12 protein-coding genes and 2 other annotated features are annotated in these 13545 nt (G+C 35.7%); all 12 genes read right to left on the reverse strand.

Annotated features, from left to right (window positions below):
- Nucleotides 1-6: 6 nt before the first annotated feature.
- The 12 genes from infC to polA all read right to left on the reverse strand — a co-directional run bounded on the left by infC (nt 7) and on the right by polA (nt 13451).
- Nucleotides 7-525, reverse strand: coding sequence for a translation initiation factor IF-3 (infC, locus tag BC6307_RS16750; protein WP_169714903.1), 519 nt, complete (start codon nt 523-525; stop codon nt 7-9).
- 47 nt (nt 526-572) lie between these two features.
- Nucleotides 573-700 (reverse strand) — a sequence feature (ribosomal protein L20 leader region).
- Between the two features lie 124 nt (nt 701-824).
- The gene (thrS, locus tag BC6307_RS16755) at nt 825-2759 is read right to left on the reverse strand and encodes a threonine--tRNA ligase (RefSeq protein WP_066415369.1); all 1935 of its coding nucleotides are present in this window, start codon (nt 2757-2759) and stop codon (nt 825-827) included.
- A gap of 53 nt (nt 2760-2812) precedes the next feature.
- Nucleotides 2813-3053: a binding site (T-box leader), on the reverse strand.
- Between the two features lie 65 nt (nt 3054-3118).
- The gene (gene ytxC / locus BC6307_RS16760) at nt 3119-3952 is read right to left on the reverse strand and encodes a sporulation protein YtxC (protein WP_066415367.1); all 834 of its coding nucleotides are present in this window, start codon (nt 3950-3952) and stop codon (nt 3119-3121) included.
- A 185-nt stretch (nt 3953-4137) separates the two neighbouring features.
- A complete protein-coding gene (locus tag BC6307_RS16765; RefSeq protein ID WP_066415364.1) occupies nt 4138-5538 on the reverse strand; it encodes a replication initiation and membrane attachment family protein in 1401 nt (466 codons plus the stop codon).
- An 86-nt stretch (nt 5539-5624) separates the two neighbouring features.
- Nucleotides 5625-6086 (reverse strand): transcriptional regulator NrdR, encoded by a 462-nt coding sequence (gene nrdR / locus BC6307_RS16770; RefSeq protein WP_066415361.1) that lies wholly within the window; start codon nt 6084-6086, stop codon nt 5625-5627.
- 20 nt (nt 6087-6106) lie between these two features.
- A complete protein-coding gene (locus BC6307_RS16775) occupies nt 6107-6508 on the reverse strand; it encodes a cytosolic protein (protein WP_066415358.1) in 402 nt (133 codons plus the stop codon).
- A gap of 204 nt (nt 6509-6712) precedes the next feature.
- Complete coding sequence (gene speD, locus BC6307_RS16780) at nt 6713-7087, reverse strand: adenosylmethionine decarboxylase (RefSeq protein WP_066415357.1); 375 nt, start codon at nt 7085-7087, stop codon at nt 6713-6715.
- Between the two features lie 339 nt (nt 7088-7426).
- On the reverse strand, nt 7427-8458 hold the full coding sequence (locus BC6307_RS16785) for a glyceraldehyde-3-phosphate dehydrogenase (RefSeq protein WP_066415354.1): 1032 nt from the start codon (nt 8456-8458) through the stop codon (nt 7427-7429).
- 160 nt (nt 8459-8618) lie between these two features.
- On the reverse strand, nt 8619-9218 hold the full coding sequence (gene coaE, locus BC6307_RS16790; protein ID WP_066415348.1) for a dephospho-CoA kinase: 600 nt from the start codon (nt 9216-9218) through the stop codon (nt 8619-8621).
- Between the two features lie 49 nt (nt 9219-9267).
- Complete coding sequence (gene ytaF / locus BC6307_RS16795; protein ID WP_235858107.1) at nt 9268-9903, reverse strand: sporulation membrane protein YtaF; 636 nt, start codon at nt 9901-9903, stop codon at nt 9268-9270.
- A gap of 73 nt (nt 9904-9976) precedes the next feature.
- The gene (gene mutM, locus BC6307_RS16800; protein WP_066415347.1) at nt 9977-10804 is read right to left on the reverse strand and encodes a DNA-formamidopyrimidine glycosylase; all 828 of its coding nucleotides are present in this window, start codon (nt 10802-10804) and stop codon (nt 9977-9979) included.
- A 16-nt stretch (nt 10805-10820) separates the two neighbouring features.
- The gene (gene polA / locus BC6307_RS16805) at nt 10821-13451 is read right to left on the reverse strand and encodes a DNA polymerase I (protein WP_066415344.1); all 2631 of its coding nucleotides are present in this window, start codon (nt 13449-13451) and stop codon (nt 10821-10823) included.
- Nucleotides 13452-13545 lie beyond the last annotated feature (94 nt).

The following is a 13545-nucleotide window of genomic DNA, read 5'->3' on the forward strand; positions in this document are numbered from 1 at the left end:
TATTTCTTACTTTTCATTTTTAGGTGCTAATACTAAGAACATGCTACGACCGTCCATTTTAGGCGACGATTCCACTGTTGCAACTTCAGAGCAAGCTGCTGAGAAACGGTCTAATACACGTTGACCAATTTCTTTATGTGTAATGGCACGACCTTTGAATCGAATCGATGCTTTTACTTTGTCTCCTTTTTCAAGGAACTTTATCGCATTTCGAAGTTTCGTGTTAAAGTCGTGTTCATCAATTGAAGGACTTAATCGAACTTCTTTTACGTTAATAACTTTTTGGTTTTTGCGTTGCTCTTTTTCTTTCTTCTGTTGCTCGAATCGGAACTTTCCGTAGTCCATAATTCTGCATACAGGAGGCTTTGCGTTTGGAGCAACTAGCACTAAGTCTAAGTTTGCTTTTGCAGCAATCTCAAGTGCTTCTTGTTTTGTTTTAATTCCAAGCTGGTCTCCGTTTTGACCGATTAAACGAACCTCACGAGAACGAATACCTTCGTTCACCATCATATCTTTGCTAATAATTAGCCACCTCCAAGGTTTTATACGAACACCGTTTTTGAACAATCCTGTGAACAAAAAAAGTGTGGATGCATAACACACCCACACTTTACGAATTAAAGTTGAAAAATTCTCGTAAAACCTGGCAACTGCAATTTTGCGTCAATCAGGTGAGAAGCGGGTGCTTCTTCTTGTTCAATAAACAAGTATTCTATTCACCTAAGAAATATAACATTTCTTATGATGGTTGTCAAGGAATGTATATTCAAAACAAGCAACGTTTTAAATTGTATCAGATACATTTATCTTTGACAACTATTTTTTTATTTTTTTATTTCAGCTACTAATTGCTGTAAAAATTGCTCAAGCGGAATAGTCTCTGATTTTTGCTCTCCGTACTTACGTACATTTACAGCTTTTTCTTGAATTTCATTGTCACCTAGCACTAACATGTAAGGAATTTTTTGCATTTGTGCTTCACGAATTTTGTAACCAATTTTTTCGTTACGTTCATCAAGCTCAACGCGAATTCCTTCTGCTTTCAAGCGATCTTGCACTTCTTTCGCATAGTCAAAATGAGCTTCAGGAGAAACAGGAATTACTTGTACTTGAACTGGAGCTAACCAAGTAGGGAATGCCCCTTTATATTCTTCTATTAAGAAGGCAACAAAGCGCTCCATTGTGGAAACAACTCCGCGGTGGATTACGACTGGACGGTGTTGCTTTCCATCTTCTCCAACGTAAGTTAAATCAAATTTCTCAGGAAGCAAGAAGTCTAATTGGACAGTAGAAAGTGTTTCGTCTTTTCCTAAAGCTGTACGAACTTGAACGTCTAACTTTGGTCCGTAAAACGCAGCTTCACCATCCGCTTCGAAATAATCTAGTTCCATTTCATCCATTGCATCTTTTAACATGCTTTGTGCTTTTTCCCACATTGCATCATCATCGTAATATTTCTCTGTATCTTCAGGATCACGATATGATAAACGGAAGGAATAATCGTTTATTCCAAAGTCTTTATAAACTTCCTGAATTAAATGAACTACTCTCTTAAATTCGTCTTTAATTTGGTCTGGACGAACGAAAATGTGTGCATCATTTAATGTCATTCCACGAACACGTTGTAAACCTGATAATGCACCAGACATTTCATATCGATGCATTGTTCCTAGCTCAGCAATACGGACTGGAAGCTGACGATAACTATGAATGCTGTTTTTATAAACCATCATATGATGAGGACAGTTCATCGGACGAAGTACTAATTGTTCATTGTCCATTTCCATCGGTGGGAACATACCGTCTTGATAGTGATCCCAGTGACCAGAAGTTTTATATAATTCTACACTTCCCATTACAGGAGTATACACATGGTCATAACCTAATTTAATTTCTTTATCTACAATGTAACGTTCGACAACGCGACGAATTGTTGCCCCTTTCGGTAACCATAATGGGAGTCCTTGCCCAACCTTTTGCGAGTTGAAGAACAAGTCTAATTCTTTCCCAAGTTTACGGTGATCACGTTCTTTTGCTTCTTCTAATAAACGTAAATGTTCGTCTAATTCCGCTTTTTTGAAGAACGCAGTACCATAAATACGTTGAAGCATTTTATTTTTACTATCTCCTCGCCAGTAAGCACCAGCGATACTTAGTAACTTGAATTCTTTAATTTTCCCAGTAGAAGGAACGTGTACACCACGGCAAAGGTCGTAAAATTCACCTTGTTCGTAAATTGTAATTGTTTCTCCTTCGGGTAGTTCACGAATAAGTTCCAATTTTAATTCATCGCCAATCTCTTCATAACGACGAAGTGCTTCTTCGCGAGAAACTTCCACTCGAACGATATCAAAGTTTTCGTTCACTATTTTCTTCATTTCTTTTTCAATTGCAGGTAAATCTTCTGGAGTTAATGCATGCTCCATATCAACGTCATAATAGAAGCCGTTCTCAATAACAGGACCAATACCTAATTTAACGCCTTTTCCATAAATACGTTTAATAGCTTGAGCCATAAGATGCGCAGTGCTATGACGCATAATAGATAAAGCATCTTCACCATCTTGTGTAATAATACTAATTTGACCATCTTCGTTTATTGGAGTACGCAAGTCTATTTGTTCGCCGTTAAAAGTTCCAGCGATGGCTTTTTTCTTTAGACCTGGGCTAATGGATGCCGCAATATCTTCTGTTGTCGTACCACGCTCAAACTCCTTTACCGCTCCGTCTGGAAATTGAATTTTTACTAATTCAGACATCCTAATCACCTCTTGTTATTATTATTTATTAAAATAAAAAACTCGCCCCTATAAAAAGGGACGAGTTATTATTCTCATCGTGGTTCCACCCTAATTCCCATTGCTCTGCAAACAAAATATACAGATAATGGCTTAGTTTGGGTAACGGAACTGCCGTCAACAACTACTGCTATTAAGGTTCGCTGTTGAAGTTTAAAGGTGGTAAGTACTTAAATCGTAATAGGAAGCTTTCAGCCTTGTCTTCCCTCTCTGAAATTCGTATTTAACTACTATTGTCCTTATCATTACTTTTCGCTTTTAAATTAAAATGAATATGTAGGTAATTATATTCTCCCTACACAATAAAATCAAGTAGTGGATTACTCAACTTTCATTTTTTTTAGCGGAAAGTGTTGATACGGTTTTATCGTAGCACGCTCTTGAAATATGTTTCGGATCGTTTGGACAAGTTGATGATCCATATGATCTGTGTATAAATAAAGTTTATTTGGAGCTATTGACACTAATGGAGCCAAAACGACTGAATCAATATAAAAGGCATAATTATTAAAATGAGTTCTGTTAATATATTTTTTTAAGTGATCTTTCGATAAGTAATTTTGTTGGCTATCGTAAAATTCAAAGTGTGTTTCATACACTAAATGGACTTCATCTAGTTTTGATTCAGCTGAAAATAACACCTCTCTCAATTGTTGAATAAACGCTTGATATTCCTGTTCCATTTTATACTCATCAATAGCCGCTTCAATAAATTGATACAACGAGTCAAAATAATGTTTAAGTCGGAAAGTTAATACAGATTCGAATGAAAATGAAACTGGATTTTCTAACAATAAATGTAGCGATTTAATTAATGTTTGGTCTCTTTCTACTAGCGATGGCAGATTAGGGATGTCGTCTCTTTCTCCGTTTAGAATGCTTTGTAATATGGATAAAATTTGTTCTTGCTCTTCTATGTCCTTATAGAAAAAGGAGTGTTCTAACACTGACAATGCCCGTTGTTGTTCTTTTTTCTTTACAAACCATCTTAACGTCTCAATCATACTTGGCTTTATTTTTTTCAACTCATGCATTTCCATACAAATTTTTTCGTTATGTAAAGAAAGTGAACTGTCACTTTTTACGAAACAATTTTTAAGTTGCTTATAAACAATACTTGCATCAGTTTCATCATGAAAGGAAATCTCAAACAAGTTTGTCCCCCCTTTATTACACCTGCTTCTATGTATATGGGGGAAAGTATTAAAAAATGATAAATCTTTATAAAAACATGAGGGGAACGTTGCGTCTCCTTCGTCGCTGCAGACACTTGCTTTCCGCGGGGAGGGAGTCGAGCCTCCTTTTAATAAAAAAACGCTAGAGGGATGTGCTCTAACGTTTACTTACCTTTATTTAATTTAAGTTTTTCTAGTCGTTCTGCGAGTTTTCGCTTATTTTCTTCTTGGGCACTAACGGTTTCTTTTTCCTCTTCTTCCTTCGTTTTTTCACTAATAAACCGATTACGATTAGGTGTATCTTTCGTTTGCTTTGTGGCTGTAGATTTGGTTTGTTTTGTTTTCGCCCAATTTTGATATTGGCGATTTTCTGCTTTTGCTAGCTCCATCGCTTCGATAACAGTTGTGACGCGCTTTCTTGCCCAATGGCTAGCTATTTTTTCCACATAATTTCGGTTTAATTTCATATCTGTTTTTAGTAAAACATAGTACAAAAGCACATTCACAACGCCTGCTGGAAGTTGTTGCTTAAACATCACATCTTCCACAATCCACAAGTCCGATATAGAAGGATCGCCACCTGAAAAATCAGACAACAGTTGTTTTGGTGAGACGTTTTCCAACATTTGAATTAACTGTTCATCTTTTGATTTCGGTTTTTTATCATCCATTTTTCTTAAATGAACTGGTTGCGTACGCTCGACTAATGTTGGTAGTCCATCTTTATTTTCTAATTGATACCAATCTCTTGCTACTTTTCTTAGTTCCTCTATATTAACGGTATCGTCATCATCGATAGCATTCATGACAATATCCTTCATCGTAATAGGATCAATATGATATAAAAATGATAATTTTGAGATAGCTTCTTCCACTTTCGGTGTAATAGATTTTCGTGGGATAACAACTTCTGAAAGACCAGCATAGAACAGCGAAAAATCAAAACCTTCATGCTTCACTTCAATTTCTTTCCCATCTTTTTTCGTAATCCATTCCAGATCTTCATCAAGCTTTGAGTCTTCTAACACCTCATCAGTTACTTGTGTCATCATACTTTCAGCCTGGATAGATGCAAACACCTCATGGAAAGAACGTGTAATATTTTGAAACGTGTTAGGAATAATTTCATCACTAAAGAAATTCTTCACTTTCACATACTTACTTTTCCCAAGACGGTTATACAAATATATATTTAACATCGGATCAGAGAAAAATGTTTCGGGAGTGAGGGGTGGTTGTAGTTCATAAACAAAAGATCTTACATTTTCCTCTTCTTTCACGAACGTTTTCAGGAGTCCAATAGCTTCAAGTTTTAAACGCTCCTGATGTATATCTTTTAAGTTACATTGCATTGTCGTCATGATACTATGGTGAGTAGACTCTTCTCCCCAAAGACGATCTTGTTCCAATTCACTCCAAAGTGTCATAAATAAACTGTAGCCTCGAAACCCTATCAAAGGTTGGTACAGCATCGTAATAATTTTTCTATCTGCTTCTTGTAATAATCCGTTCACTTTTACAACATAGCGATCAATTGGGATTAGTTCATTCCAATACCTCGTCAACTTGATCCCTCCTTCGTATCATCCAAACTTAAAACTTAATCAGAAATACGTGAAAAAGAGCCTATCATTAAGCTCTTTTTCTATCATTATTTTCTTTCGCGTTCAATTAGCTCTTTCAGCTCATCTAAAAATACATTTATATCTTTAAATTGTCGATAAACAGAAGCAAAACGAACGTATGCAATTTCGTCAATTTTTGCTAAGTGATCCATGACCATTTCACCGATAGTATTACTATTTACTTCCGACACACCTATATTTCGTAAATCTTTTTCAACGTTAATCACTATATCTTCTAACTTTTCTAAAGGAACTGGTCTTTTTTCACAAGCTCGTATTAAACCACGTAACGCCTTTTCACGGCTAAATTCCTCACGTACTCCTTCTTTTTTCACAACGATTAATGGCATTTGTTCTACTTTTTCAAATGTAGTAAATCGAAAAGAGCAAGCTTCACATTCTCTACGACGGCGAATGGAACGTCCTTCTTCGACTGGACGAGAGTCTAAAACTCTAGTTCCATTGTGGTTGCATGTTGGGCACTTCATTTAGTTCTCACTCCGTTCTTTTACTTTTCTGCATTTAATCCTGAACCGACATATGTTAATTGCTTACCAAGCTTTTCATACATTATAAAAATTAACTTTCTACTATAGCCAAAATCAGAAGGTAGTACTGTTTCCGTTGTAACAGAGAAATCGATTGCCGTTTCAAAAGGTCTTACAGAAATGACAGTAATAATCATAAAAGCTTTTTTTCCTTTACGAACTTCAACAGCTATCTCACCATGCTCCTCGGAAACTGATTTCACAGTTAAGCCATCCTCTTGATGAATAATAGTTTTTATAGCTTCGATTGCTTTTTTAGTTGTCGTTTTATAATATCGACTTTTTAATTGTTCATTTATATGATTTTCTCTCGTTTCTGTTTGAGTAGAAAAAAACGATTTAATCTTTTGTCCAATTGACATAAAAATATGACAACCCCTAACTATAGAGTATATGTATTTATTTACAGCTTGTCCTAATTTGAAAATTCCTCTAATTTTCTTCTTTTCATTCTACTTAGGATTAATCGCAAAGTAAAAATTCTTAGAAGATATTTTAAAGAAAAGACCATAAGAAAAAGAGGTGCATATACACCTCTTTCCATTTTAATTCATTTTCTTCATCTTTTAAAGTGCTTTTGCTTTCTTTACTTCAACTGGGCCCATACCACGTGGAAGCTCGATTGTTTCACGTGTTTTAGCATCTAACGCATCGGCAATATAATTCGCCGCAATATTCGGGTCTAAATCTCCGCATGTATACACATCGATACTTGCATAACCATGCTCCGGGAAGCTATGAATTGTTAAATGAGATTCAGAAATAATAACAACACCACTAATTCCTTGTGGTGCAAATTTATGAAATGCTACTTCACGAATTTCTGCTCCTGATTTAAGTGCAGCATCCACAAATGTCTTTTCTACATAATCCATGTCATTTAACTTGTTAAAATCGCAACCCCATAACTCTGAAATAACGTGACGACCAATAGTTTCCATCTCACGTTCCCCCTTTATTATTATTTACATGAATTTCCTTCAAAAACTCCGTTTAATTATTCCTACCACGGGGGAAAGTTAGTCCAGAGAGGTCCTAACCCTTTAAGTAGGAACATTACCGCTTCAAGAAGTTCACGAATCATAGTATACTTTGTTTGTTTTCTTTTTTCAATAGTTTTTCTTTAAATAAATTTAGGGGGTAATACTTTTAATATGTAGCTTGTCACAACTGGATTTTTTATATCCAAGTAAAGGGCATTACAATTTTTCCATTACGATTACATAAAAAAAGTGACTAATGATTTATATTCACCAGTCACTTTGAAAGTCTATTTACATTTATCCCGCTACTACTTTTTCGGATTGAAACATTTTTTCTGCTACAAAATTAACTAAATCCACTACTCTGCAAGAATATCCCCATTCGTTATCATACCATGCTAATACTTTTACTTTATTCCCTTCCATTACTATCGTTGATAACCCATCAATTATCGCTGAATTAGGGTTTGTATTGAAATCAATAGATACAAGTGGCTCCATTGTTACATCAACAATTCCTTCTAATGATCCGATAGAAGCCGTTTTAAACGCATCATTTACGTCATCTACCGTAACGTTTTGTTTAACGTCTACTACTAAGTCCACTAAAGATACGTTTGGCGTTGGTACTCTAAGCGCCATCCCATGTAGTTTGCCTTTCAAGTGCGGTAATACTAAAGATAACGCTTTCGCAGCCCCTGTTGATGTCGGAATAATAGATTGAGCACATGCACGAGCTCTACGTAAATCTTTATGTGGATTGTCAATATTCTTTTGATCGTTCGTATATGCATGAACTGTCGTCATTAAACCGTTTACAATTCCAAACTGCTCATCTAACACTTTTACAACGGGAGCTAAACAGTTCGTTGTACAAGATGCATTTGAAATCACTTCATGATTCTCGATATCTAACGTTTCTTCATTTACGCCCATTACAATGGTGACATCTTCATTTTTACCAGGAGCTGTTAGTACTACTTTTTTTGCCCCTGCGTTTAAATGAAGCGCTGCTTTATCACGAGAATTAAATTTGCCAGTAGCTTCAATAACGATATCTATATTAAGCTCTTCCCATGGTAATTCTTCTGGGTTACGATTATTTACTAATTGAATTCTTTTACCATTCACGATTAATGCATCATTTTCGGGAATTATTTCTCCATCGAAACGACCGTGATTTGTGTCATACTTAATTAAGTGAGCTAACGTTTCTGCTGGATAGCTCGCATTGATTGCAACGATATCGATGTTCCCCTCTTGGATTGCGCGTCTAAATACCATTCTCCCGATTCGTCCGAATCCATTAATTGCAACCTTTGCCATCATTACAATTACCCCTTTTCATATATATGTTATACTTATAAACTATAATTCTTGTAATTAGTATAACACAATAACTTTTGTTGTGTCATCAGAAATATATGTCGATTATCAACTTTTTAAACTAAAAAAACTCACCTTTAATGGCGAGTGTAATGAAGGTGAGTTATGCTTGAATTTTTTGAATTATTTCTTGTAATTGCGTTGTTGTTTCGTTTAGTGATCCGTTGTTATCGATGACGAAATCGGCTAGATTTTTTTTCTCTTTTAGAGGCATTTGTGAATGAATTCTTGCTAAAGCTTCGTCTTTTGATAGTGTATTTCTTTCCATTAGTCGCTTTAATTGAACTTCCTCGTCCACATAAACTACAATTGTTTTATCGACTAGATGTGTTAATTTACTCTCAAATAATAACGGTATGTCCATTACGACAACTGAGTAGCCTTCTTGTAAATATTGAGCAGTTTTTTCTTTCATCCTTTTTCTAATGCTAGGGTGCATAATACTATTTAACAGCTGACGTTTTTCTTCATTATGAAAAATGATACTTCCTAACGCTGCCCTATCTAATGATCCATCGTTATGTAATATAGCCGGTGAAAAAGTTTCTACTAACTTGTTTAACGTCTCTGATCCTATTTCGACAACTTCTCTGGCGATAATATCCGCATCTACAATTGGTATTCCTTTTTCTTTTAATATGTTAGCTACCGTACTTTTTCCACTGGCAATCCCACCTGTTAACCCAATAACAATTCCTGGCATGGCCAACTCTCCTTTACGAAAAAAGAGACTGCTCTAAACACCCAGCCTCTTATAATTTTATAACACCAATAACAATTAATAATACACCTGGTAGAAAAGAAAGCTTTTGAATCCAACTAACATTCGAAAATACTCGACCTAACTTAATTCCAGACACAACAAATAATGAGCACATTATTGCAACACATATCGCCATTCCCCACGGAGAGAACCCTAGAAGAGCTGCACCTATTCCTGCCCCGAAAGCATCTAAAGAAAGTGCAATCCCTAGAAAAAATGCTTCTAATCCAGTGATTGATCCAGAACGATCAAAATCAGCTTCAGTTGGCTTTTTCAAAATATTAATAACTACACCTAATGATTTTATTTCAAAATTTAGGATCAAATTCTCTCCGACTAATTCCGAATCCTTCTCATTCGAACGGAAAAATTGATATAAAACCCAAAGCCCTAAACAAATAAGGATAACTCCACCAATCGTTTCAGCAAATTGGATCGACATAAAATTCATTATTATAGTACCTAAAAACATCGCAAGTAATAAAGAAACAGCCGAACATAAAGCAATAATGGACAGAGATTTTAGTGGCATATGCATCTTTCGTAATCCGTATGTTAAACCAACACTAAAACTATCTAAACTTACGGCAAAAGCTAAAAGAAAAAGCGACATGTACTGAATCAAAACGAGCTCCTCCCTTACTATCACTAACATAGTATATGGCAGGAGCCCATTCGATGTGTTTATCCCTTTAGCTCTACTTTCTTTGACAATTTGGACATATATGTGTCCCTCTACCCGCAACTACGGACTTTTCGATAACCGTTCCACACTTTTTACACGGCTCATCATTACGACCGTACACAAAAATATCTAATTGAAATAACCCTATTTCTCCTTGAGAATTTACGTAAGAACGTACCGTACTACCGCCTTTTTCCACTGCATCTTGTAACGTTAAAATTATTTCTCGGTGCAGTGTCCTTATTTGTTCATCCGTTAAACTACTTGCAATTGTTTCTGGATGAATATTAGAACGAAACAACGCCTCATCGACGTAAATGTTGCCTAATCCAACTACTACAGATTGATCTAATAGGGCTGCTTTAATGTTACGATTTGTTCGTTGTAGTTTCTGTTTTAAGACATCTACTGTGAAGCTCTCATCAAACGGTTCTGGGCCAAGGTTTACTAACGGTTTTGTTTTTAATTCTTCACCCGGTTTAAACAGATGGTACGTTCCAAACTTCCGTACATCTTGATATCGTAATTCTGTTCCGTCTGTAAATCGAAAAATAACATGTACATGTTTATTCATCGGTTCTTCCTTTGCAAAGAGACCGTATCGACCTTCCATTCTTAAATGGGAAACCATGACATAATCGGATAACGTAAAGAGTAAAAACTTACCTCTTCTACCTATATCTAAAATTGTTTGGCCACGAAGCAATAGCTCAAATTGTTGGACATCATCTGGCTCTTTAATCATTTTTGGCCAACGAACTTCCACCTCTGCTATCGTTTTCCCTTTTACTAGTTGTACGAGCGTTCTTCTAACCGTTTCTACTTCTGGTAATTCTGGCAACTTAAATCCCTACCTTTTATTTTGCATCAAACCATGTAGGTCCGTAAGAATAATCAACTTTTAAAGGAACATCTAACTTAATCGCTCGTTCCATTTCTTCAGGAACTATTTTCTTTAATAGTTCCATTTCTTCTTTTGGCGCCTCAAAAACTAACTCATCGTGAACTTGTAACAATAATTTAGTTTTGAGCCCTTCTTCCTTCAATCTACCCGCCATGTTAATCATCGCTTTTTTAATAATGTCGGCAGCACTACCTTGAATAGGAGTGTTCATTGCCGTTCTCTCCGCAAAACTACGTAGATTAAAGTTTCTGCTCGTAATTTCTGGCAAATATCTTCGACGATGTAATAGAGTAGATACATACCCTTTATCTTTTGCGTCTTGAACGATATCTTCCATATATTGTTTGACACCTGGAAAACTTTCCAAATATCGGTCAATAAAAGTTTTTGCCTCTTTACGAGTAATTCCTAAGCTTTGAGACAAACCATAATCACTAATTCCGTAAACAATCCCAAAGTTTACCGCTTTGGCTTGTCTTCGCATATTTGAAGTTACTTCATCGGCACTTACATGGAAAACATCCATAGCTGTTTTTGTATGAATATCAGCATCTTCATTAAACGCTTGTATTAACTTTTCGTCCCCAGCAATATGAGCAAGTACTCGTAATTCAATTTGAGAATAATCCGCAGCAAAGATTACCCAATCTTTTTCAGAGGGAACAAACGCTTGACGGATTTTTCTACCCTCTTCTAATCTTATCGGGATATTTTGTAAGTTCGGATCAATGGAACTTAAACGTCCTGTCTGAGTTAAAGCTTGATTAAATCTTGTGTGTATTTTGCTAGTATCTTTATGAACAACTTTTAACAGTCCTTCTATATAAGTGGACTTTAACTTCCCAAGTTGACGATAATTTAAGATTTGTTGAATTATTTCATGTTTTTCTGCTAACGCCTCTAAAACATCAGCCGAAGTGGAGTAGCCTGTTTTTGTTTTCTTAACTGGTGGTAAACCTAATTTTTCAAACAGGATGACACCAAGCTGTTTGGGCGAGTTAATATTAAACTTTTCCCCAGCTAGTTCATAAATAGTTTCTTCTAATTTCTCAAGCTTCTGAGCTAAATCTTCACCCATTTTTTCTAACCTGTCTATATCTACCCTTACTCCTGTCGCTTCCATATTCGCTAAAATAATAGATAACGGCATTTCCAATTGCTCAAAAAGTTCTAATTGCTCATTTTCCTCTAATTCCTTTATAAATGTATCTTTTAACTGTTCCATCGCAGTTGCTTTTCTAATTAAATGCTCTGCTAATATATCTTCATTAGGTACAGCCTGTTTTGCTCCGCGACCATATATCGCCTCATCCGCTTGTACTTGGGCATACCCTTTTTTCTTCACAATTTCAGCTAAGTCTTCGGAAGCTTCTGCAGGGTTTAAAATATAGGAAGCTAAATGGAAATCAAAGTCTATTCCGTTTAATTCAATACCTTGCCAACGAAGGGCAACTTGCGCTCTTTTCGCATCAAAAACCGTTTTCTTTTGCTCATCTGATTGAGCAAACTCTTTAAAAACTTCCGATTGTAGTGCATCTTCCGTCCGGAAATAAAAGCTTCCTTTTTCGTTAACAACGGCAATACCTTGAATAGTAGCCTTATGATAATTTTCATCCAACACTTCTACCATGAGAACATTTTCCCAAGCGAAATGATCTTCCCGAATATCTTCTACTATTTCATATGTAACTGTCTTTAATTCTTCTGTTGGTTCTTCTACTGCCACTCCGACTTTATCTAATAAGGAATTGAAGCCCAGCTCTTTAAATATCCCAACAACTTTTTGAGCATCAAAGCCATCATATTCCGTATCGTCCACTTTTACTTCAATTGGTGCTTCACGAAGAATGGTCGCTAACTCTTTACTCATCAGTGCTTGTTCTTTATTTTCTTCTAACTTTTCTTTTAGTTTTTTACCACTTACTTGATCAATCGACTCTAATAAAGATTCTACCGAACCAAATTCTTTCAATAGCTTTAATGCTGTTTTTTCTCCAACACCTGGTACACCTGGAATGTTATCGGATGAGTCACCCATTAGACCTTTCATATCGATAATTTGATCCACATTGATTCCGTACTTTTCCTGTACAAATGCTGGTGTATAGGAATCAACATCCGTTATTCCTTTACGAGTAATATCTACTGTCACGCGATCTGATGCAAGTTGCGTTAAATCTTTATCACCAGAAATAACTTTTACGTCGAAGCCATCCTTTTCCGCTTGAAGTGACAATGTTCCAATAATATCATCGGCTTCATAGTTTTCTAATTCGTATGTTTTAATGTTGTATGCATTTAATAGTTCTCTTAAAAAAGAAAACTGCTCAGAAAGTTCTGGTGGAGTCTTTTGTCGTCCTCCTTTATACTCTCCAAACGTTTTATGACGGAAAGTAGTCTTTCCAGCATCAAACGCAACTAGCATATGTGTAGGTTTTTCTTCTTCTAATATTCTCATTAACATCATCGTAAATCCGTAAATAGCGTTCGTATGTATCCCTTTATCGTTACTCAATAGCGGCAATGCAAAAAACGCACGGTACGCTATACTATTTCCATCAATAAGTACTAATTTTTTCGTCATGTTCTTACCTCCTTCTATATAAAAAAGCCATAATTCTCCGTTTCTATTTTAACATGATAGCAAATAGAAAGGAAAATTACGGCTACAATTGTTT

This window comes from Sutcliffiella cohnii, from assembly GCF_002250055.1.
GTDB lineage: Bacteria > Bacillota > Bacilli > Bacillales > Bacillaceae_I > Sutcliffiella > Sutcliffiella cohnii.

Coding starts and splice junctions, on each gene's coding strand:
- thrS (WP_066415369.1), bottom strand. CDS start 2,759: ATGTCTGAATTAGTAAAAATTCAATTTCCAGACGGAGCGGTAAAGGAG.
- nrdR (WP_066415361.1), bottom strand. CDS start 6,086: ATGAAGTGCCCAACATGCAACCACAATGGAACTAGAGTTTTAGACTCT.
- BC6307_RS16775 (WP_066415358.1), bottom strand. CDS start 6,508: ATGTCAATTGGACAAAAGATTAAATCGTTTTTTTCTACTCAAACAGAA.
- speD (WP_066415357.1), bottom strand. CDS start 7,087: ATGGAAACTATTGGTCGTCACGTTATTTCAGAGTTATGGGGTTGCGAT.
- BC6307_RS16785 (WP_066415354.1), bottom strand. CDS start 8,458: ATGATGGCAAAGGTTGCAATTAATGGATTCGGACGAATCGGGAGAATG.
- coaE (WP_066415348.1), bottom strand. CDS start 9,218: ATGCCAGGAATTGTTATTGGGTTAACAGGTGGGATTGCCAGTGGAAAA.
- polA (WP_066415344.1), bottom strand. CDS start 13,451: ATGACGAAAAAATTAGTACTTATTGATGGAAATAGTATAGCGTACCGT.